At 70.7% G+C, this 20,656-nt stretch carries 18 protein-coding genes; 10 read left to right on the top strand and 8 right to left on the bottom strand.

Features of this window, described 5'->3' with window-relative positions:
• Positions 1-239: 239 nt before the first annotated feature.
• Positions 240-953, bottom strand: a complete 714-nt coding sequence (locus ABZX90_RS16515) for a hemolysin III family protein (RefSeq protein ID WP_351126104.1) — start codon at positions 951-953, stop codon at positions 240-242.
• A gap of 324 nt (positions 954-1,277) precedes the next feature.
• On the opposite strand from ABZX90_RS16515, the gene ABZX90_RS16510 reads away from it, so the two are divergent.
• The 7 genes from ABZX90_RS16510 to ABZX90_RS16480 all read left to right on the top strand — a co-directional run bounded on the left by ABZX90_RS16510 (position 1,278) and on the right by ABZX90_RS16480 (position 8,789).
• Complete coding sequence (locus ABZX90_RS16510) at positions 1,278-3,095, top strand: phosphoenolpyruvate carboxykinase (GTP) (protein ID WP_351126102.1); 1,818 nt, start codon at positions 1,278-1,280, stop codon at positions 3,093-3,095.
• Positions 3,096-3,341: 246 nt separating this feature from the next.
• Complete coding sequence (locus ABZX90_RS16505; RefSeq protein ID WP_355205404.1) at positions 3,342-4,304, top strand: serine/threonine-protein kinase; 963 nt, start codon at positions 3,342-3,344, stop codon at positions 4,302-4,304.
• Positions 4,291-4,755 carry a hypothetical protein gene (locus ABZX90_RS16500; RefSeq protein WP_355205401.1) on the top strand — a complete coding sequence of 155 codons (465 nt, stop codon included), beginning with the start codon at positions 4,291-4,293 and terminating at the stop codon, positions 4,753-4,755. Before ABZX90_RS16505 ends, ABZX90_RS16500 begins: the two co-directional genes overlap by 14 nt.
• Positions 4,756-4,870: 115 nt before the next feature.
• Complete coding sequence (locus tag ABZX90_RS16495; protein ID WP_355205398.1) at positions 4,871-6,019, top strand: hypothetical protein; 1,149 nt, start codon at positions 4,871-4,873, stop codon at positions 6,017-6,019.
• A 17-nt stretch (positions 6,020-6,036) separates the two neighbouring features.
• Positions 6,037-6,798, top strand: a complete 762-nt coding sequence (locus ABZX90_RS16490; RefSeq protein WP_351126094.1) for a hypothetical protein — start codon at positions 6,037-6,039, stop codon at positions 6,796-6,798.
• 27 nt (positions 6,799-6,825) lie between these two features.
• Entirely contained in the window at positions 6,826-7,632 is an 807-nt protein-coding gene (locus ABZX90_RS16485; protein WP_351126092.1) for a PP2C family serine/threonine-protein phosphatase, read from the top strand.
• Positions 7,629-8,789: a hypothetical protein gene (locus ABZX90_RS16480; RefSeq protein WP_351126090.1), complete on the top strand. Its 1,161-nt coding sequence runs from the start codon at positions 7,629-7,631 to the stop codon at positions 8,787-8,789. Before ABZX90_RS16485 ends, ABZX90_RS16480 begins: the two co-directional genes overlap by 4 nt.
• Before the next feature lie 84 nt (positions 8,790-8,873).
• On the opposite strand, the gene ABZX90_RS16475 is transcribed toward ABZX90_RS16480, so the two are convergent.
• The 6 genes from ABZX90_RS16475 to ABZX90_RS16450 all read right to left on the bottom strand — a co-directional run bounded on the left by ABZX90_RS16475 (position 8,874) and on the right by ABZX90_RS16450 (position 15,248).
• On the bottom strand, positions 8,874-9,482 hold the full coding sequence (locus ABZX90_RS16475) for a hypothetical protein (protein WP_355205394.1): 609 nt from the start codon (positions 9,480-9,482) through the stop codon (positions 8,874-8,876).
• Complete coding sequence (locus ABZX90_RS16470) at positions 9,469-11,013, bottom strand: VWA domain-containing protein (protein ID WP_355205391.1); 1,545 nt, start codon at positions 11,011-11,013, stop codon at positions 9,469-9,471. The genes ABZX90_RS16475 and ABZX90_RS16470 overlap by 14 nt, the downstream gene beginning before the upstream one ends.
• Positions 11,010-12,182, bottom strand: a complete 1,173-nt coding sequence (locus tag ABZX90_RS16465; protein WP_355205388.1) for a toxic anion resistance protein — start codon at positions 12,180-12,182, stop codon at positions 11,010-11,012. The genes ABZX90_RS16470 and ABZX90_RS16465 overlap by 4 nt, the downstream gene beginning before the upstream one ends.
• A gap of 12 nt (positions 12,183-12,194) precedes the next feature.
• Entirely contained in the window at positions 12,195-13,268 is a 1,074-nt protein-coding gene (locus ABZX90_RS16460; protein WP_351126083.1) for a substrate-binding domain-containing protein, read from the bottom strand.
• Between the two features lie 223 nt (positions 13,269-13,491).
• The gene (locus ABZX90_RS16455; protein ID WP_355205385.1) at positions 13,492-13,923 is read right to left on the bottom strand and encodes a hypothetical protein; all 432 of its coding nucleotides are present in this window, start codon (positions 13,921-13,923) and stop codon (positions 13,492-13,494) included.
• A gap of 113 nt (positions 13,924-14,036) precedes the next feature.
• Positions 14,037-15,248 carry a pyridoxal phosphate-dependent aminotransferase gene (locus ABZX90_RS16450; RefSeq protein ID WP_351126080.1) on the bottom strand — a complete coding sequence of 404 codons (1,212 nt, stop codon included), beginning with the start codon at positions 15,246-15,248 and terminating at the stop codon, positions 14,037-14,039.
• A gap of 126 nt (positions 15,249-15,374) precedes the next feature.
• Here ABZX90_RS16450 and ABZX90_RS16445 point away from each other — a divergent pair, with 126 nt between their 5' ends.
• The 3 genes from ABZX90_RS16445 to ABZX90_RS16435 all read left to right on the top strand — a co-directional run bounded on the left by ABZX90_RS16445 (position 15,375) and on the right by ABZX90_RS16435 (position 19,001).
• Positions 15,375-15,989, top strand: coding sequence for a hypothetical protein (locus ABZX90_RS16445; RefSeq protein ID WP_355205383.1), 615 nt, complete (start codon positions 15,375-15,377; stop codon positions 15,987-15,989).
• Positions 15,990-16,035: 46 nt separating this feature from the next.
• The gene (locus ABZX90_RS16440; protein ID WP_355205380.1) at positions 16,036-17,799 is read left to right on the top strand and encodes a P-loop NTPase fold protein; all 1,764 of its coding nucleotides are present in this window, start codon (positions 16,036-16,038) and stop codon (positions 17,797-17,799) included.
• 314 nt (positions 17,800-18,113) lie between these two features.
• Positions 18,114-19,001, top strand: coding sequence for a serine protease (locus ABZX90_RS16435; RefSeq protein ID WP_351126075.1), 888 nt, complete (start codon positions 18,114-18,116; stop codon positions 18,999-19,001).
• A 21-nt stretch (positions 19,002-19,022) separates the two neighbouring features.
• On the opposite strand, the gene ABZX90_RS16430 is transcribed toward ABZX90_RS16435, so the two are convergent.
• Entirely contained in the window at positions 19,023-20,651 is a 1,629-nt protein-coding gene (locus ABZX90_RS16430; RefSeq protein WP_355205377.1) for a D-aminoacylase, read from the bottom strand.
• Positions 20,652-20,656: the final 5 nt, after the last annotated feature.

The raw sequence follows: 20,656 nt of genomic DNA, 5'->3' as shown, positions 1-20,656 counted from the left end.
AGAGTAACTCTCAAAAGATGGGTACTGTCAATGCGGTGTGGCTTTCAGTTCACGGGTTCGCGGGTTCGCGGGTTGGCGGGTTGTCGCCGTTCGCCGTTCGCCGTTCGAGGGTTCGCAGGAGAGCGCCGTCGCCGCGCGGGCGTTGGCGCCGGCCGGTGTCGCGTGCCGGAAACGCGTCATGGCCGCGGCTCGAGAGCCGCGGCCATGAAGGAGGAGGAGGGAAGGGTCGGTGGGGAGGGTCAGCCGTGCTGGTAGGCCACCAGCGAGATGCCGACGTAGTGCACGATGAACGCCGCGAGGGTGAGGGAGTGGAAGACCTCGTGGAATCCGAACCAGCGCGGTGACGGATTGGGGCGCTTGATCCCGTAGATCACTCCGCCCGCGCTGTAGAGCAGACCGCCGACGATCACCAGGACGAGGACGGCGATGCCTCCGGTCCGCATGAAGTCGGGCAGGAAGAAGACGGCCGCCCAGCCCATCGCGATGTAGCAGGGCGTGTAGAGCCAGCGCGGGGCGCCGACCCAGAACACCCGGAAGATGATGCCCGCCGCCGCGGCGGCCCAGATGCTCCACAGGAGCCACTGCCCCTTGGCCTCCGGCAGGAGCAGCATCGTCAGCGGTGTGTAGGTGCCCGCGATGATCAGGAAGATGTTCGCGTGGTCGAGCCTGCGCAGGACGCCGTCCATGCGCCGGCTCCAGTTGCCGCGGTGGTAGAGGGCGCTCACCCCGAACAGGAGGCAGGCCGTCAGGGCGAAGATTCCGCAGGCGATGCGACCGCGGGTCGAGTTCGCCAGCGCGGTGAGGATCAGTCCGGAGATGAGGGCGGCCGGAAACATGCCGAGGTGGAGCCAGCCGCGGAGCTTGGGCTTGATCTCTTCCGACAGGGAGTGCGCGACAGACGCGTGGCCGGCGGCCGGCGTGTCCGTGGGCGCGTCGGGGACGGACGCAGTCATGCGCCGCATCGTACCTACGGAACCGTAAGTTACGTGTCAGTCCCGCGTAAGCGAACCGCAATAGTTGCCATGATCTCACGCGGGTGGGCGGGCGGCGCGGGGGTACGCGCGGTGAATCCGGAGCGAGCGGGGGGAAACCTTCCGGCGAGTGGCGATGCTCACTCCGCTCAGGTGTGAGGCCCTATGGACATATGCGCGACTCAGTCGGATCATCAAATGAGTGTGGTCGGCACCGGATGAGCGCCAGGGGTTCAATCACCGTGAAGCATCCGGGTCGCAGCCCCCACGGGGCACCAAAACAAAACCCCTCATTTAGGAGCAATCGTGGCGCGCGACATCGCGGCTCCCGTCCCGACCAACCACAAGGAACTGATCTCGTGGGTCAACGAGATCGCCGAACTGACCGAGCCGGACAGTGTGGTCTGGTGTGACGGATCCGAGGCCGAGTACGAGCGACTGAGCGAGGAGCTCGTCCGCAAGGGCACCTTCAAGAAGCTCGACCCGATCAAGCGCCCCAACTCGTACTACGCCGCTTCCGACCCGACCGATGTCGCGCGGGTCGAGGACCGGACGTTCATCTGCTCCGAGAAGGAAGAGGACGCGGGCCCGACCAACCACTGGAAGGCCCCCGCCGAGATGCGGGACATCTTCACCGGTGAGCAGGGCGTGTTCCGCGGCTCGATGAAGGGCCGGACGATGTACGTCGTCCCGTTCTGCATGGGCCCCCTCGGCTCCGACCTCTCCGCGATCGGCGTCGAGATCACCGACTCCGCCTACGTCGCCGTGTCCATGCGCACCATGACCCGCATGGGACAGCCCGTCCTGGACGAGCTCGGCACCGACGGCTTCTTCGTGCGTGCAGTGCACACGCTCGGAGCGCCGCTGGCCGAGGGCGAGGCCGACGTGCCGTGGCCGTGCAACTCCACGAAGTACATCTCGCACTTCCCCGAGACCCGCGAGATCTGGTCGTACGGCTCCGGCTACGGCGGCAACGCGCTCCTCGGCAAGAAGTGCTACGCGCTGCGCATAGCGTCCGTGATGGCGCGCGACGAGGGCTGGCTCGCCGAGCACATGCTGATCCTCAAGCTGACGCCGCCGCAGGGCGAGTCGAAGTACGTCGCCGCCGCCTTCCCGAGCGCCTGCGGCAAGACCAACCTCGCCATGCTGGAGCCCACGATCTCCGGCTGGACGGTCGAGACGATCGGCGACGACATCGCCTGGATGCGGTTCGGCGAGGACGGCCAGCTGTACGCGATCAACCCCGAGGCCGGCTTCTTCGGCGTCGCGCCCGGCACCGGTGAGCACACCAACGCCAACGCGATGAAGACGCTGTGGGGCAACTCCGTCTTCACCAACGTCGCGCTCACCGACGACAACGACATCTGGTGGGAGGGCATGACGGAGGAGACTCCGGCCCACCTGACCGACTGGAAGGGCAACGACTGGACGCCGGAGTCCGGTACGCCCGCCGCGCACCCCAACGCCCGCTTCACGGTGCCCGCCTCGCAGTGCCCGATCATCGCGCCCGAGTGGGAGGACCCCAAGGGTGTGCCGATCTCGGCGATCCTCTTCGGCGGCCGCCGCGCCTCGGCCGTACCGCTCGTGACGGAGTCCTTCGACTGGAACCACGGTGTCTTCCTCGGCGCGAACGTCGCCTCCGAGAAGACCGCCGCCGCCGAGGGCAAGGTCGGCGAGCTGCGCCGCGACCCCTTCGCCATGCTGCCGTTCTGCGGCTACAACATGGGCGACTACATGGGTCACTGGGTCGACGTCGCCAAGGGCAAGGACCAGGCGAAGCTCCCGAAGATCTACTACGTGAACTGGTTCCGCAAGAACGACGCGGGCAAGTTCGTGTGGCCCGGATTCGGCGAGAACAGCCGCGTCCTGAAGTGGATCGTCGAGCGTCTCGACGGCAAGGCCGAGGGCGTCGAGACCCCGATCGGCGTCCTGCCGACCCGGGAGGCCCTCGACACCGACGGTCTCGAACTGGCCGACGCCGACCTCGACTTCCTGCTCACGGTCGACAAGGAGGTCTGGCGCGAGGAGGCCGCCCTGGTCCCCGAGCACCTGAACACCTTCGGCGATCACACGCCCAAGGAACTGTGGGACGAGTACCGCGCGCTGGTGGAGCGCCTGGGCTGACGCCCCCTATGGCTCCGCGGCCGACCGGAGTTGCCCTGACCTGCGACCGTTGCGGAGGTCGGCCGCGGTGACAACACCCCGCCGGGGTCCCGCGCACATCTGTGCGGGGCCCCGGCTTTTTTCGTCCGCTCCGCCCTGCCCGTGCCGGAACGGCTGAAAAAGCGCGGATTTCGAGGGACACTCCTGACATCCTGCAGTGAACCCCGAAATGAGGTGGGCGGGGTGCGTACGCCTGTCAGTGACCCCATGAAGATCGGTCCGTACCGCATTGTGGGGCGGCTCGGCTCCGGTGGCATGGGATGGGTGTATCTCGGCCGTTCGCCCGCCGGACGCGAGGTCGCGGTGAAGGTGGTGCGGCCCGAACTCGCGGCGGAGGGCGAGTTCCGGGAGCGCTTCGCGCGCGAGGTCGCGGCGGCGCGCGTGGTCAGCGGCGCCTACACCGCGGCCGTCATCGACGCCGACACCGAGGCCGAACTGCCCTGGCTGGCCACGCTGTACGTGCCCGGCCCCTCGCTCGCCGAGGCGGTCCAGACCGACGGCCCCCTGCCCGAGCCGCAGGTACGACAGCTCGGCGCGGGCCTGGTCGAGGCGCTCCAGGCCATCCACGCCGCACGCGTGGTGCACCGCGACCTCAAGCCGGCCAACGTACTGCTCGCCGCCGACGGCCCGCGTGTCATCGACTTCGGGATCTCCCGTGTGGACGGTGCCCCCGGCCTCACCCAGGTCGGCGTCGTCGTCGGCACCCCGCCCTTCATGTCGCCCGAGCAGATCAAGGGAGCCACGGTGGGCCCGCCGAGCGACGTCTTCTCCCTCGGCGGGGTCCTGGTGTACGCGCTCACCGGACGCGCGCCGCACGGCAGCGGAGCGGCGGTTCGCTACCGGGTCGTCCTCGCCGAACCCGAACTCGACGGCATATCCGGGCCGATGCGTGACCTGGTCGCCCGATGTCTGGCGAAACGGCCCGAGGACCGGCCCCGACTGGACGATCTCCTCGCCGCACTGCTGGAGCAGGAGCCCCGGCAGGCCGCCTGGCCGCCGCCCACGGTGGCCCACAGCATCAAGGCGCGCACCCAGGACCTGAAGAAGCGCCGCAAGGAGAGCAGCAGCGTGTCCGTACCCTCCTGTCTGCTCCTGCACGCCCAGGCGCTGCTCGACGCCGGGCTGACCGACGCGATGGTCGCCGAGGCGGTGGGCCGTGGCGACGCCTGAGTCCTTTTCCGGCCGGGGCCACGAGATCCTCGAAATCGGGACCCACTGGCGTCAGTTGGTGCAGAACTGGGTGACCAGGCGGAATTACCACACCGCGACCGACACCGTTTCCGTCTCCATGCAATTCGACCTCGAGGAAACGGGTCGGATGGTCACCGTGCGCTTCATGACGACCAAGAGACTGCTGGTCGCCTTCGCGACCGACGGGCATTTCCTGCGCCAGGACCAACTGGCCGTCGCCGCAGCCGCGTCGAACGCGTGGAATACCGAACAACTGAACCCCATGCTGTCGGTGTGGGACGTGCGGGGGCCGCGTCCCTGCCTCGCGGGGGTGTGCGACCTCCCCCTGACCTGTCGCATCACGCAAACAGATTTCGATGCTTTGGCCAGCGATTGGGTGGAACGGGCGAGACAGATGTTCACCCGCTGCCATCAGGTGTTCGAGTTGTAGAAGATATGCCTGTCGAATGCCTCAAACCCTTTCGGGAGCAGGCCGGTTACCGCCACTATGGGCGAGTGCCTTTCAGGGCCGCGGGGGTGTTTTTCTTTGGCCACGGGGGGTTTCGATGCGGCGTCGGCTTTCCTTCATCATGTGTTCCGGACTGCTGGTCGCGCTCGCCCCGGCGGGGCCCGCCGCGGCCGACGGGTCGTGCGGCGTCCCTTTCGACAAGCGTCTCCAGTGCTGGTCCCGGGCGATCGGACAGGGCACGGTTCACGTCACCCTCGACCGGACGCTTCGGTTCGACGGCGACGCCGAGGGCCGCAAGGGCGCCGAACGGACGCTGCTGGGCGGGCGCGCGAGACTCGTGGTCGAGGTACCGCCGGGCGTCCACACCGGACCGGGCGGAACGGCACTCCTCGTACTGGCGGACCCCAGGGCCAGGCTCGTCGCGGAGGACGCCGTCATCGACCCGCTGTCGCGCGAGGCGCTGAAAGAGCTGAGGGACCTCGGGGCCTGCGCCCCCAAGGACGGCAAGGACCCCTGCGCCCCGCTCGGCGACGGGCACCGGCTGAGCGGCGGTGAACTCGTCGGGCAGAGCCTGGCCGTCGACCTCTCCCGGCACGCGTACGCCGTCAGTGGCTCTCCGGGCGGAGCAACCGTCACGTCGATCCCCACCGGCTCCGCCTCCGGCAAGGAGGGCCGGAACAAGGAGTCCGAGAGGGCCGGCCACGCCCGACCCGACCCCGACGCGACCGTCGGCCCGACCTCCGTCCCCGACCCGGTCGCCGAACCCGGCTGGGACACCGCCACCCAGGTGCTCGCCGTCCTCTGCGCCGTGCTCGTCCTCCTCCTCGGCCTGCTCCTCTTCCTGATCCGCCGTTCCTCCCGCGCCGTCGGCACCCTGTCCCGGCGTGCGCTCGCCGCGCCGGGCATCGGCGCCGTACCGGCCGCCGCCGTGGCGCCCCGTCCGCGTACCCGGGCGCCCGACGAGGCCACCACCCGCCTCAGGGTCACGCCGACGCCCCGCCACGGACGGCGGGTCGGCAACGTGCCGGGACCCGTCAGGGCCGCCGTCGTCCGCACCGAACTCCACCCGCAGGGCTATGTCGAGGTCGACCACGTGCTGTTCCGGGCGGTGTGGGCCGAGCCGGGCCGCCCGCCGCCCGCGCCCGGCGGACTCGTCGACGTCACCGACGCACGGGAACGGGACTCCGACGTCCTCTACGCGTTTCCGCCGACGGCCGGACGGCACGCCAAAGCCGGCCGGCCCTGAGACCAGGAGAGATCCGCATGCACAGCGAATACCCGCCCACCCTGCCGGCGGAGTACGCCGACATCGAGTTCGAGAACAACGCCCAGCGGCTGCCGCTCGTGCTCTGTCTCGACATCTCCAGTTCCATGGCGGGTCAGCCCATCCAGACGCTCAACAACGCGCTCGCGGAGTGGACCCGGGAACTGCACGACGACGTCAGCCTCAGCTACAGCGTCGAGGTCGCCGTGGTCACCTTCGGCGGCAACGGCGTCGCCGCCTGGCGCGGGCCCCAACTCCTCGCCCCGCGCGCCCCGGTGAGCCCCTTCGTGCCCGCGCACATGTTCCAGCCGCCGCAGCTCGCCGCCGCCGGGGTCACCCTGATGACCGAGGCCCTCGAACTGTCGATGCACATCGTCGCCGCCCGCAAGGCCGAGCTCCGTGCCTCCGGACTCCAGTACTACCGGCCGCAGATCTGCCTGGTCACCGACGGACTGCCGACCGACGCCACCGGCCATCTCACCGACACCTGGCACCGGTTGATCCCGGTGCTCGCCGACGAGCAGCGCGCCCGCCGCTTCCGGCTGTACGCGATCGGCGTCGGAGGCATCACGGACAGGGGCGAGCAGGTGCTCCAGGCGTTCGCGCCGAAATTCAACGCCCGGCTGCAGGGATTCCCGTTCCGTGAGCTGCTCCAGATGATGTCCGCGAGCGCCAACGCCGAGCAGAAGGGCGCTGGCGACGAGGTCTTCGAGAAGATCTTCAGCCAGTTCAAGACGCAGCGCCCGGCCTGGGAATCGTGACCGATGACCGGATGGGAATCCTGAGTGATGACCGGAGTCGACGAGCGGGAGACGCCGTGGCGGATCCACGGAATGAGCGTCGAGGGCTACCGCCACCGCCGCCAGGGGCAGCCCTGCCAGGACGCCTGCGCCTACACGGTGACGGCGTCCGTGGCGGTCCTCGCGGTCGCGGACGGCGCGGGCAGCAGGCCGCGCTCCGAGGAGGGCTCGCGGCTCGCGGTGGAGCTGGCCGCCGAGCACTTCGCGCGCAGGGCCGCCACCGCGGCGGACCGCCGTCCCGGCGCGGCCGTGCACCAACTGCTGGAGGACGCCTTCCACGATGTCAGCAAGGTGTTCCTGGACCGGACGGGCGCCGACGCGGCGGACTTCGCCACGACGCTCACCGTGGTCGTGCTCGCGCGGGGCTGGCTGGGCCATCTGAGCGTGGGCGACGGCTTCGTCGTCCTGCGGGCCGGTACGGAGGACGGTGAGCGGCAGTTCCATCTTCTGCCGCAGCCGGCGCCGGCCAGCGAGTACAGCAATGAGACGGTGTTCCTCACCTCGCCGGACGCGGCCCGCTGGGTGCACACCGACTGTGTGTCCGACGAGGGGATCGACGGGGTGCTGCTGTCCACCGACGGACTGGCGCAGGCCGCGCTCAACCGGTCCGGAGGCGGTGCGCTGTCCCCGAACACGTCGTTCGCCGAGGCTGTCTTCCGCTCCCTCGACGTGCCCGGTCCGGTGACCGACAGCGCCCACGAGGGCCTGGCGACCCTGCTCCGGTCCGACCGGCTCACCGCCCTCAACGCCGACGACAAGACCCTGCTGCGTGCCGTGCTCAAGGCGCGGCCATGAGCGGCCTCACCGTGTTCCTGGACGGCAAGCCGGTCACCCTCGCCGAGCTGCCCCTGAAGGGCGGCGGCCAGGCGGCCGTCTTCCCGGTCGTCGGCGACGACGGCATCGTCGTCAAGCTGTACCGCGAGCCGCCTGGGCCCGAGCAGGAGCGGCGGCTGATGCGGATGCTGACCATGTCCCCGCTCGCGGCCCGCCCCACCGACGCCTCACAGCCGCCCGAACTGGCCTGGCCGACCGCCCTCGCCCGCAGCGCGCAGGGCGAGTTCCTCGGCTACGCCATGCGCCGCTTCGGAGAACCCCAGCACGTCCAGCTGATCGGCCTGTTCACCCGCGCCCAGCGCCTCAAGCTCTTCGCCGACCGGGCCGACTGGCGCTTTCTGCTCGGCGTCGCCTGGAACCTCGCCTTCATGACCGCCCGCATGCACTACGACAACCTCGTCATCGGCGACTTCTCCAGCAGCAACGTCGTCGTCGACGCCAACGGCTTCGTCACCTTCCTCGACTGCGACTCCATCGCCTTCAACGACCCGGTGACCGGGGAGCTCTTCCCCTGTCTGATGCACACCACCGACTACTCGTCCCCCGAGCGGCAGGCCGGCGGTCCCGCCACCCGGGCCACCGACGACTTCGCCCTCGCGGTCCTCGTCTACCAGCTCCTGACCGCGGGCAACCACCCCTTCGGCGGCGTCCCGCACGACAGTGCCTCCGAGTCGACCGTCAAGGACAACATCGCCGCGAGCTGCTCGTACGTCGTGCGCCCCGAGCGGGTCGTCATCCCGCGCGGCACCATCGACCCCTCCGTGCTCCCGCCCGAACTCCTCGCCCTGGCCCGCTCCGCCTTCGGCCCCGGCGTGCACGACCCCGCCACCCGGCCCCCGGCGGAGGCATGGCTGCGCGCCCTGGACAAGGAGCGTGCCCTGGTACGGGTCTGCCCGGGCCGCCCGCTGCACGCGTTCGGCTCTCATCTGACCTCGTGCCCCTGGTGCACCCGGGCGGCGCTCACCGGGCACGACGTGTTCAACGGGCCGGCGGCGGTCCCGGTGCCGGGCGCGCCGCCGCAGCCGCCCGCCCCGGGCGAGCCGTGGCCCGCGGCACTGAAGGTGGCGCTGCTGATCCTGGTGGTCGTGATCCTGGTGGTGATCGCGGCGAACGCGTGAACCGCGGGCACTCAGAGCGATGGCGGTCACCACGAGCGATGGCGGTCACCACGAGCGATGGCAGTCACCGCGGGCGGCCCGCGGTTACTGCGAGCGTCCGCGGTCCTCCAAGTACCGTGTGTGCGACTCCTGGCGGCGCGCCTCCGTCTCCCGCAGTGCCGCCGCGAGCCGCTCCGACTCCTCGTGCAGCAGGCCGAGTTGACGTTCCAGGTGACGCTCCGGCGGTTCGGTTCCGGGAGTCAGCCGGGTCCACCACCGGGTGCGGACGAAGGTGTCGACCGCCTCGGGGATGTCCTGCCGTACGGCCCGCGAGAGGGCGTGCACGCCTTCCGGGTCCTGGGCGAGGACCTCGGCGACCCAGCCGGGGTCGAGCAGGGCGGCGAGGACCTCGGTCAGCTCGGTGAGCCGGCCGGCGGCCGCCGGAGGCAGCTCGACGCCGTCCAGGTACTCCCGCAGCTTGCCGAAGTCGGCGCGCAGTTCCTCGAGTTGGGCCGAGGGGTCCGGGAAGTCCGGAAGGGCCGGGCGCTCCGGCGGGGCGATCAGCGCGCCCGCGCCGTACAGGCCCGCGACGACGACCGGCCAGTACGGGCCCGCCACCCCGGCGAAGGTCAGCGCGAGTCCGGCGATCCCGCACGCGCTGCCGGTCAGGTTCTTGCGGGACTCGAGGAAGCCGATGAATCTACTGGTAGCCACGGATCTCCTCGAAGGCGCCGTCGAGCGAGCCCTTCTGGGCGTCGAAGAGACGGCCGCCGGTCAGGTCGGCGATGTGCTGGAGTTCGCCGCGGTCGGAGTCGCCGAACAGGATGGGGAAGACGGGAATCTCCCGCTGTCCGCCCGCCAGCCGGCCGTAGAAGTCGTCGAAGTCGGAGGGGCTCGCGCCCTTGGTGTTCTCGCCGTCCGTCATCAGCACGATCGAGGTGAACGTGTCGTCGTCGGCGCCCAGATGCTCGTACGCCTTCTCCAGCGAGGTGTAGATCGCGGTGTCGCCGTCGGCGCTCAGCGCGCGGGTGTCCTCACGGATGTCGTCGAGCCCGGCCTTCGGGTTCTCGGGGCGGACGACGTGCGTGCGGACGCTCTTGACGTCCGAGCCGAACGGCATCAGCGTCACTTCCTCGCGGTCGCGGAAGTCGCCGGTCAGATCGCCGAGCGACTTCTTCAGCCGGTCGAGGCGGTCGCCGTCCATCGAGCCCGAGGTGTCGAGGACGTATACGGTCCTGGACGGCCGGCGCAGCTTGTTCTCGTAGGAGTCGAGGAGTCGGTCGGCGACGGACCGGCTTCCCGGGAAGGGGAGTTCACGCCGTCGTCCGGTGTCGAGTCCGGCTGCCGGGGCCACGGAGGCGACGACCGGGCGGCGATGGGTCTGTTCGGTGATTCGCTTCTGGGCGGCCGGCGCGCGCAGTGCCTCGGTGAGACGCCGGACGGTCTCGCGGGTGTCCTTGGAGGATGCCGAGAGGGAGGAGAGGGGATAGTCGGCGGTCACCACGCCGTCGCGCGGGCGGATGACCGTCAGGCCCTTCACGCCCTTGAGGACGGACTCGTAGTTGAGCAGGGCGTCCACGGTGCCGCGGCGCCGGTAGGCGGTGGCCAGCCAGCCCGACGAACCCGACGTCAGCTTCTGCCCCTTGAAGAACTCCCGCAGTTGGGGCGTCGCCTTGTCCACGTCGGCGTCCGTGAGCGCCGACTGGGCCCCGGACAGTCCGGAGGCCACCGAGATCAGCGTGGAGAAACCGGAGTTGGAGCGTGCCGGATCGGTCATGCCGTACGTGAGCTTTCCGTCCGCCACGGCCTTCTCCACCTGCGACCAGGTGACGTCGTCCGGCTTCCAGCCGAGGGTGCTCACCGTCGCCGGCTTGACTCCGATGGCCACCGGGCTCGACATGACCGGCGTCTGGGACACGACCTTCTTCGCGGCGTCCGGGCGTAGATGCAGATAGTCGTTGGAGGAGAGCCACAGGGCGTCGAACCGGTCGTCCGCCGTGCCCCGCGCGATCAGGTCCACGGCGGCGAGGGTGCCCATGTAGGTGGGCTTGACGGTGATGCCGGTGTCCCGTCGGATCCGGTCCAGCACCGGCTTCATGTCGCTGAGTTCACTGGAGGCGAGGACGCGGAGGGTGCCGGGCTCGGCTGCGGCGTCGTCTTCGGACTTCCGCTCTCCCTGGGCCGTGCAGGCCGTGACGGCGAGCAGGGCCAGGACGGCGCAGGCCGCCTGTCGGACCGTTCTCATCCGAGCCCGCCTTCCAGGGCGCCCTGTGAGCGGCTGCGCTCCAAGTAGGTACTGGCGTGCTGGAGTTCGGACGTGAGGGACTCCACGGTCGCGGCCATCGTCTCGGTCGCCCGGACCTTGTAGGTGTCGATGGCGTCGAGGGTGCGGTAGATCTGCTGGAAGGCGTTGCGGAGGGTCTCGGCGCCGACGGCCGGGTCGGCGGCGATGCGCTGGATCTCTCCGCTCTGGGTGGAGAGCATCTCGGCATTGCCGCGGATGAGGTCCTCCGTCGTGCCGCGCAGGGCGTTGACCTGGTCGACGACCTTGCGCTGGTTGTCGAGGGCGGAGGCGAGCATCACGGAGATGCGCAGGGCGGAGACCGTGGTGGTGGCCGCGCGGTCGACGCCCTTGATGAGTTCCTCGTTGTTGCGCCGGACCACGTCCATCGCCAGATAGCCCTGGGCGCACACCGCGAGCTGGGTGAGCAGGTCCTGCTGCTTCTGCCGGACCGGGAAGAGCACGTCGGAGCGGAGGGTGTCGGCCTGCGTGGGGTCGGCGGCGTCGACGCCCGCGATGTGGTCCTCGACCGCGGTGTCCAGGGCCTGGGTGAGCACGACGTACTCCTGGAGCTTGCCCATCGTCTCCCAGAGCCGGACGCGTTCGGTCTGCAGCGCCGCGTTGTCCCGGCGCAGTTCGTCCTGGCCGCCGCGCAGCGAGCCGACGATCTTGTTCAACGTGCCCTGTGCGGAGGCGTACTTGGCGACGTGGTCGCGCAGCTTGTTGCCGCCCGGCAGCTTGGACAGGAACTTGCGTCCCTTGCTCGCGGACAGGTCGCGGGGGTCCAGGTCCTCGACCACGCGCCGGAGTTCGACGAGCGAGCCCGCGACGTGCGACTGGGCGTCCTCGCCCTTGGAGGGCAGGCTGCGGATCGTGCGCTCCAGCATGCGGTTGGACTGGGCGGCGGCGCCGCGCATCTCGCTCGACCCCAGACCCGCGATCTCCCCGACCTTGCCCGCGAATTCGGGTGAGCGGGCGTCCAGGACGGCGAGTCCGTCGATGTACTCCGCGGCGCGTCGCGCCATCTCGTCCTGCACACCCGGGTCGACGGGGACGAGCCCGCCGGCCTTCTCACGGGGCACGGGGGCAACGGCCTCGGGCGGCGTGAGGGTGAATGTGTCGTCAGTGGTCACTTGCTCTTCCCCCTAGTTCCCGGCCCGGCGCGCCATCTCGTGCAGCACCTTGGAGGCGGGCACGGGCGCTTGCCGGAGGCCGGTCATCTTCTGGTTGAGATATGTGGCGTGGGCCGCGGTCGCCGCCGTGAACTCGGCGGTGGCGCCCTGCGGCCGGAACCCGTACCGGACGGCGAGCTTGCGCAACGTCGGGTCGTTGCTGAGGAGTTCACCCAGCGCGCGGCCCTCGGGCGTGAGCGGGACGACCGTGTGGTCGCTGATGGCGGTGGTGTCCGGGTAGAGGACCGTGAGGTCGCCGGTGTCCTGGCCCTCGGCGAGCAGCGCGGCGACCTGCGACTCGTAGACGAGGACGAGCGGATTGCCGACGCCGCTGATGAAGTCGCCGAACTCGGCCTCGCTGCTGGGCTGCTGGGCGCCCTGGACGCTGATGAGGCGGTGCATCAGGGGCGCCGTGCGGTCGACGGCGGCGCTGTCGGCGGCGACGCGCCCGCCGTCGGCGACATAGGACGCGGCGGCCAGATAGAGGGCGCCGGAGTTGGAGGTCTCCGGGTCGGTGGTGGCGATGTACAGCGTGCCGGTCAGTTCACCGTGCGCCTTCGCGCCCTTGAGCTGTTGCCAGGTCCGCTCGTGCCGGGCCGCGTCCAGATAGGCGGCCATCTTCAGCGTGCCGGTGTTCTTGCCGAGGGTGGCAAGCCCGTTGCCGGCGAGGATCTGGGCCGCGCTGTGGTGGGCCACCACGACGAGGGGCGAGTAGAAGGGCCGGGGCAGCGGCTTTCGGACGTGGTACTTGTCCGCGAGCTCGTCGGCCGGTGCCTGGCTGGAAGGGAAGGCGAAGTCGTACCCCTTGAGGTCGAGGCCCTCCATGGCCCAGGACCCCGAGGTCTCCGTCTTCACGGTGTAGCCCTTGGCAGCGAGGGCCTTCACCACGTCGGGATCGGCGAAGAACTCCGCCTTCTCCGAACCGATCACTCCTCGCACGGTCTTCGTTGCCGTGCCCTTGTCCTGATCATTGCGGCCTGCGACGACGGCTGCTGCCACTCCGCCGATCAACAGGATCGCCAGGACGATTCCTGCGATGCGTCTCACGCCTGGAGCGTGCACCTCGGAATCCAACGTTCCCCGTCTCGGGGGGTGAACACGAGGTGACCACCGGGTCCCGGTACGCAACCGGAGGGGTGACCGCCGCTACGCGGGGGCGTGGAGCGGCGTGGCGGGCGTACGCGGCGTGTGTGGCACCCGGTCCGCGCGTCGCATCGGAGCGCGCGGACCGGGGCCGTACGAGGGGCCTCGGGCTCGGGGAGCCCGGGGCTCAGCGGGTGGCCAGCTCGCGGGGTTCGACGGCCAGGGCGTGCGCGTCCATGCGCTCGGCCGAGAGGATCGCCGCGGCCGTGTCGGCGCGTGAGGCCGCCACGACGAGGGCGCGGCCCGCGAGGGCGTGGGCGCGCCGGTGAAGCGCCACCAGGTGCGTCGTGCGGGGAGCCGGGGCGGCCGGGATCGCCGGGGCACGGACCGGCGCGGAGCCGCCGCGCAGCCGGGTCACCTGCTCGGCGAGCCGCTCGGAGCCGGCGTCCAGGTCCGCGGAGGGCGCGAGTGCGCGGATCTCGTCCGTCACGGCGAGCAGTGCCGCGAGGTGACCGGCGAGCTGGATGTCCAGCTCCTCCTCGCGCGACCGGTGGGGGAAGTCGGAGGAAGGGGCGCCGGCCATCGTGTGGACCGACTTCGTGCGGATCGGTTCGTACATGGGATGGCCTCCTGTGCCTGACAGGAAGCCATCCTAGCTTGGATTTCGTCTAAAGTTGAGCCGGTTCGCGGAATGGGACACGGCGCGTACACACGGTGAGCGCGCCGCCGGCGTCACGGCTGGCCGTAGCCGTCCAGGAACGTGCCGATCCGGGTCACCGCGTCCGTCAGGTCCGCGACCGTCGGCAGGGTGACCACCCGGAAGTGGTCCGCTTCGGGCCAGTTGAACCCCGTGCCCTGCACGACCATGATCTTCTCGCGGCGCAGCAGGTCGAGCACCATCTGCCGGTCGTCCTTGATCTTGAAGACCTTCGGGTCGAGGCGCGGGAAGAGGTACAGCGCCCCCTTCGGCTTCACGCAGGTCACGCCGGGGATCTGCGTCAGCAGCTCGTGCGCGACGTCCCGCTGCTCCTTCAGGCGCCCGCCCGGCAGGACCAGGTCGTCGATCGTCTGCCGCCCGCTGAGCGCCGCCACCACTCCGTGCTGCCCCGGCATGTTCGCGCACAGCCGCATGTTCGCGAGGATCGTCAGTCCCTCGATGTAGGAGGCCGCGTGCGCGCGCGGACCCGAGACCGACATCCATCCGACGCGGTAGCCCGCCACCCGGTACGCCTTCGACATGCCGTTGAAGGTGAGGGTGAGCAGATCCGGGGCGATCTTGGCGGTCGCGGTGTGCGTGACGCCGTCGTAGAGGATCTTGTCGTAGATCTCGTCGGAGCAGACCATCAGGTTGTGGCGCCGGGCGATGTCCGTGAGCCCCTGGATCATGGCCTCGTCGTACACCGCGCCGGTCGGGTTGTTCGGGTTGATGATGACGATCGCCTTGGTGCGGTCGGTGACCTTCCGCTCCACGTCCGCGAGGTCCGGCATCCAGTCCGACTGCTCGTCGCAGCGGTAGTGCACGGCCGTGCCGCCGGACAGCGAGACCGCCGCGGTCCACAGGGGGTAGTCCGGGGCCGGTACGAGGACCTCGTCGCCGTCGTCCAGCAGTCCCTGCATCGCCATCACGATGAGCTCGGAGACGCCGTTGCCGATGAAGACGTGCTCGACGTCCGTCTCGATGCCGAGGGTCTGGTTGTGCATCACGACCGCGCGGCGGGCGGCGAGCAGGCCCTTGGCGTCGCCGTAGCCGTGCGCCGAGGAGACGTTGCGGAGGATGTCCTCGAGGATCTCGGGCGGACACTCGAACCCGAAAGCTGCCGGGTTGCCCGTGTTGAGCTTGAGGATGCGGTGACCGGCTGCTTCGAGCCGCATCGCCTCCTCAAGAACCGGACCCCGGATCTCGTAGCAGACGTTGGCGAGCTTCGTGGACTGGATCACCTGCATGTCCGTGAGCTTACGGCCGCGTAACGCACACCGGGGCGTGTTATTCACCACGTGAGACGTGGCGGATCGGGTCTCTTTGTACACTCGCTACGCCGTAAGGCCTGGTGGTCCCTACAATGCGCGATCATGTCCTGGCAGTCCGGAGATCCCGAAGCCCGGCCGAAGGTGTACCTCCCGCAGAGCGATGGGGAGACACCTCCGGCCTATGAGACGTACACCGATCCGGCCGAGGCGCACGGCTGGCGGAAGGCTTACACGGACGGTGGCGACACCGCCGTCCTGAACGCCGTGTCCGCCGACCCCGCGGGGCGGCACGAGCGGCTGCTGCGCCGCCGGCGTGCCCGGCTGACCCGGCGGCTGGCCGTGGCCGGGGGCGCGGCGGGTGTCGTCGTCCTCGGCGTCGTCGTCGCGGGGGCCTTCGACTCGGGGGCCGCCGACGGACCGGGCGGCACGCCCCTGAGGACGAACGGGCCCGTGCGCCTGGCCACGGGACCCGCGGAGCCGGACGAGGGATCCACCGGGGCCTCGTCCGCGCAGCCGTCGGCCACCACGTCGGCGTCGACCGCTGCCGCGTCCGCGGGCGACGCCTCCCCGAGTGCGACCACGACCGCGGGCGCTTCCAAGGCCCCCGCGCCCTCCGCCTCCACCGCGCCCACGACCTCCGCGGCCCCCACTCCCACCGCCTCGGCGACGGGCGGCCGCGGGCACGGGCACGGGCGAGGCGGCAGCTGGCCCAAGTAGCGGCCAATCCCAGTAGGTTGGCCTGGCCGCTAGGGGGAGGCAGGGCATGGAATTCTCGCTGCTGAACGACGAGCCGGTGTCCGGACCGGGTGACGATCTGCTGGGCGCCGGCCGGGCCGCCCGGGAGCTCGCCAGGCTGCTCCACGACTCACGCGCCGCGACCCCGCTCACCCTCGCGGTGGACGCCGGGTGGGGGATGGGCAAGAGCAGCCTGATGCGGCTCGTGGACGCGGAGCTGCGGACCAGGGAGGGCGTCCACACCGTCTGGTACAACGCCTGGACCTCGACGGGCGCCGACGCGCTGGAAGGCCTGATCAAGTCCGTCCTGATGCGGTTCGACCGGCGGGTGCTGCGGCGGGCGCTGCACCGGGTGTCGGAGCAGCGGGCGCTCATCGGTGTGTTCCGGGCGGCGCTGGCGCTGGTGGCCGGGCCACTCGGGATCGCGGCCCTCGTCGACCGGCTCTGGCGGGACCTCTCCGTCGACGCCCGGTCCCGCAACGCCATGCGGGACGCGCTGCGCGAGCTGACGGCGGAGTGGGCCGCGTCCGCGCCGTACGACACCAGGCGCCTGCTCGTCGTCTTCGTCGACGACCTCGACCGCTGCTCCGAGGAGACCGTGCTCGCGGTGTGCGAGGCGGTGAAGGTGTACCTGGACGTGCCGGGGCTCGCCTTCGTGATCGGGTGCGACCGGTCGGCGCTGGGGCCCAGCGGGCTGCTGCGCGATCTGTCGCCGGCCGGATCGGCCTTCATGGAGAAGATCTTCCAGACGAGCTACCGGGTGCCCGTCCCGGCGGTGGCCGACGTCCGCGCCTACGTCGACGAGTGCGCCGGGCGCTCCGGGATCCAGGACCTGCTCGGCGACCACCTCGTCGAGCTGATCGCCCACCGCTCCGCCCGCAACCCGCGCCGGATCAAGCGGCTCATCAACGGCTTCGGCCTCGAGTGCGCGCTCAACCCCGTCTGGGAGTCGTTCAGCGCGGAGGCGGTGATCCGTGTCCTGCTGCTCCAGCAGCTGTACCCCGACTTCTACCGGGTGCTGCTCGCCCGCGACGGCGCCGATGTGCACGCGGCCCGTGAGTTCCTCCGCTACCGCGCGGCCCGACGGGTGCTGAGCCGGCCGTTCGCCCAGCCCGCGGAGGGGGCCTGGCCGGTCGCGGTGGACTGCCTGCTCGCGTACGACCTGGTCGCGCCGGAGCCGGACCGGCCCGAGGACCGGAGCACGCTGCTCGCCCGGCTGGAGGAGTATCTGCCCACCGGATTCCCGGAGTTGGCGCTCGACCAGAATTTCGTCCGGCTCATCGAGGAACTGATGGCACTGCCCGAGGTGGACGACCTGGTGGGGCAGTTGCAGCAGGGCGCGCCCCTGCTCGCGGCGGCTCGCCCGGACGGGGTGCCGGATCCCGGTCCCTCCGTGCCGTCCGGCAGCGCCCGCCCGCCGTACGCCGGGATGCAGGTGCTCTGGATCGACGACCATCCCGAGCGCAACACCCAGTTCGTCGAGCTGCTGGAGGCGCAGGGCGCCCGCGTCTGGGTGGCCACGGACCGGGACCGCGCCGAGCACGTCCTCGGCGTCACCCGGATCGACCTGCTCATCTCCGATGTGCAGCGCGGACTGGACCGGGAGGCCGGACTCACCGATCTGCGCGGCTGGCGGGAGAGCGAGCGGTATCAGGGGCCCGCCGTCTTCTTCACCAGCCGCACCACCCCGAACCGCGAAGCCCGTGCCCGGGCGCTCGGCGCGCAGGTCGCCACGAGCGGCGCGCTGCTCTTCCGCTACGCCGAGGAGGCGTACGAACAAGCCGCCCTCTAGGGCATGTCCGCAAAGTCCCGCCTGCCCCGCGTCGCCTGGCACGCACTCTCGCCGCACCGGGCGAAGGCCCAAGTACGTCCAGTACGAGGGCCTGCGCCCGGCACACCGAGAGCACGCACCAGACGCCGCAGGGCCCGCCCTCCGGGCGGACGACGGGACTTTGCGGACACGCCCTAGGCCGGAAACGGCTCCTTGTTCACTTTCCCCTCCCCCCTCACAATGCACATGACAAACAGATGGCCGGAAGACCTCCGGTCAACAGAAGGTGACCGGATGACCTTCGGTCGCCCCACGTCGCAAGAGGGGACCCCCACATGAGAAAGCCTCTCGTCGCCGCTCTCTTCGCCCTGGTGATATCCGGGGCGGGCGCGGCACCCGCGGTCGCCGCACCGGCGCCCGAGTCCGCCCCCACGCACCTGTCGGCCACGGCCGCCCCGGCCGACACCAGGGCGGCGGCGCCCACGCTCCAGGCCGTCAGCCTGGCCGGGACCGTGGCGCTCAGCAACTGCTCCGGCTCGGTCATCCGCTTCCCCAACTCGGCGGACACCGACCCGGCGCTCGTGCTCTCCAACGGCCACTGCCTGGAGACCGGCTTCCCGGACCCCGGTGAGGTGATCGTCGGCCAGGCGTCCAGCCGGACCTTCAGTCTGCTCAACTCGGCGGGCACCAAGGTCGCGACCCTGCGCGCAAGCAAGGTCGCGTACTCGACGATGACCGACACGGACATCACGATCTACCAGCTCACCAGCACCTACACGACCATCAAGAACTCGTACGGCATCACCGCGCTGACCGTGCAGAACACGCACCCGACCGCCGGCACCGCCATCACGGTGGCCTCCGGCTACTGGAAGCGTCTCTACAACTGCAGCATCGACGGGTTCGCGTACCGCCTCAAGGAGGGCGACTGGACCTGGAAGGACTCGGTCCGCTACACCTCCGCCTGCAACACCATCGGCGGCACCTCGGGCTCGCCCGTCATCGACCAGTCCACCGGCAAGGTCGTCGCCGTCAACAACACCGGCAACGAGGACGGCGAGCGCTGCACGGTGAACAACCCCTGCGAGGTCGACGCGAGCGGCAACGTCACCGTCCGCCAGGGCATCAACTACGCCGAGGAGACCTACCAGATCCCGGCCTGCTTCACGACCGGCAACCAACTCAATCTGAGCGCGAGCGGGTGCGTCCTGCCCAAGCCGTAGTACGGCGGGAGGGGCGGGCGGTCACGCCGTGCGGCGGACCGCCCGTCCCGCCAGCACGTCCGTCCTGCGCCCGTCCTCGACGACGAAACGGCCGTCGATCAGGACGTGCGGGATGCCGGTCGGCAGGGTGCGCGGCGCCGCGAAGGTCGAACCCGCCGCGACCGTCGCCGGGTCGAAGAGGACCAGGTCGGCGCGGTACCCCTCGCGGACAAGACCGCGGTCGGGCAAGCGCAGCCGGGCTGCCGGGCGGCCGGTGAGATGGGCGACGCACTCCTCCAGCGAGAGGACCCCCAACTCCCTTACGTACCGGCCGAGATAGTGCGGGAACGTGCCGTAGGCGCGCGGATGCGGCTTGTCGCCGCGCAGGATGCCGTCCGAGCCGCCGGTGTGCACGGGGTGCCGCATGATCGTCCGGACGTTCTCCTCGTGGCCGACGTGCTGCAGGATCGTCGGGCCGAGCCGGTCCTCGACCAGCAGCCGGCGGGCGGTGGTCCAGGGGGCCTCGCCGCGCAGGTCGGCGGATTCCCGGACGGTCCGGCCGACGTACGGCCCGAGCCCCGGGTCGCTCACCCCCGAGATCTCGATCGTGTCCCAGTCGATGGGGACACCGTGGCAGCCGTCCGCGCCCACGACCTCCAAGTGGTGCCGCACGCGTTCGGCGGTCGCGTCGTCCCGCAGCCGGGCGAGAACCGCCTCCGGGCCGCCCTCGCCCGCCCAGCTCGGCAGCATCGCCACGAGGGTGGTGCACCCCGGGGTGTACGGATAGGTGTCGAGGGTGATGTCCGCGCCCCGCGCCAGCGCCTTGTCCAGCAGGGCGAGGAGATCCGGCGCCCTGCCCTCGTTCACGCCGAAGTTCATGGTGGCGTGGGCGAGATGGAGCGGGCAGTCCGCCTCGCGGGCGAGAGTCACCATCTCCTCGTACGCCTCCAGGGCACCCGCCCCGTAGGAGCGGTGGTGCGGGCAGTAGTAGCCGCCGTGATCCGCCACCACCCGGCACAGGGCGGTGAGTTCGGCGTCCTTCGCGTACATCCCCGGGGTGTACGTCAGCCCTGAGGACATGCCGACCGCGCCCTCCCGCAGCCCGTCCGCCACCAACTGCCGCATCCGGTCCAGCTCCTGGGGGGTCGCCCCGCGGTCCTCCCAGCCGACGGCGAGCATGCGGACGGTGCCCTGGGGGACGAGATAGGCGGCGTTCACCGCGATGCCCGCGCCGTCGAAGCCGTGGTCGAGACGGTCCAGGTACTCGCCCACCGAGCGCCAGCTGAAGTCGATGTCGTCGCCGTGGCCGTTCCAGCCGGTGATCGTCCGGCGGACCTCGGCGAGCGTACGGTCGTCGACCGGGGCGTACGACAGACCGTCCTGGCCGATGACTTCGAGCGTCACGCCCTGGGCGGCCTTCGCGCTGTGGTCCGGGTCCCGCAGCAGCGCGAGGTCGCTGTGCGCGTGCATATCGATGAAGCCGGGGGACAGGACGAGCCCCTCGGCGTCCACCTCGCGGGTGCCGCGCGGCCGCTGGCAGCCGGCCGCCGCGGCCTCCTTGACGATCGCGACGATCCGGCCGCCCTTGACGGCCACGTCGGCGCGGTAGGTGGGGGCGCCGCTGCCGTCGGCGACGTCCACGTCCTGGATGACGAGATCGGCGTGATCCATGGGGC

Source organism: Streptomyces sp. NPDC002935, from assembly GCF_040611295.1.
Classification (GTDB): Bacteria; Actinomycetota; Actinomycetes; order Streptomycetales; family Streptomycetaceae; genus Streptomyces.
This window is presented reverse-complemented; position numbering and strand designations above follow the sequence as displayed.

Coding starts and splice junctions, on each gene's coding strand:
- ABZX90_RS16450 (WP_351126080.1), bottom strand. CDS start 15,248: ATGCAGGTGATCCAGTCCACGAAGCTCGCCAACGTCTGCTACGAGATC.
- ABZX90_RS16435 (WP_351126075.1), top strand. CDS start 18,114: ATGAGAAAGCCTCTCGTCGCCGCTCTCTTCGCCCTGGTGATATCCGGG.
- ABZX90_RS16470 (WP_355205391.1), bottom strand. CDS start 11,013: ATGAGAACGGTCCGACAGGCGGCCTGCGCCGTCCTGGCCCTGCTCGCC.
- ABZX90_RS16480 (WP_351126090.1), top strand. CDS start 7,629: ATGAGCGGCCTCACCGTGTTCCTGGACGGCAAGCCGGTCACCCTCGCC.
- ABZX90_RS16495 (WP_355205398.1), top strand. CDS start 4,871: ATGCGGCGTCGGCTTTCCTTCATCATGTGTTCCGGACTGCTGGTCGCG.
- ABZX90_RS16430 (WP_355205377.1), bottom strand. CDS start 20,651: ATGGATCACGCCGATCTCGTCATCCAGGACGTGGACGTCGCCGACGGC.
- ABZX90_RS16485 (WP_351126092.1), top strand. CDS start 6,826: ATGACCGGAGTCGACGAGCGGGAGACGCCGTGGCGGATCCACGGAATG.
- ABZX90_RS16445 (WP_355205383.1), top strand. CDS start 15,375: ATGTCCTGGCAGTCCGGAGATCCCGAAGCCCGGCCGAAGGTGTACCTC.
- ABZX90_RS16440 (WP_355205380.1), top strand. CDS start 16,036: ATGGAATTCTCGCTGCTGAACGACGAGCCGGTGTCCGGACCGGGTGAC.
- ABZX90_RS16455 (WP_355205385.1), bottom strand. CDS start 13,923: ATGTACGAACCGATCCGCACGAAGTCGGTCCACACGATGGCCGGCGCC.
- ABZX90_RS16515 (WP_351126104.1), bottom strand. CDS start 953: ATGACTGCGTCCGTCCCCGACGCGCCCACGGACACGCCGGCCGCCGGC.
- ABZX90_RS16490 (WP_351126094.1), top strand. CDS start 6,037: ATGCACAGCGAATACCCGCCCACCCTGCCGGCGGAGTACGCCGACATC.
- ABZX90_RS16505 (WP_355205404.1), top strand. CDS start 3,342: ATGAAGATCGGTCCGTACCGCATTGTGGGGCGGCTCGGCTCCGGTGGC.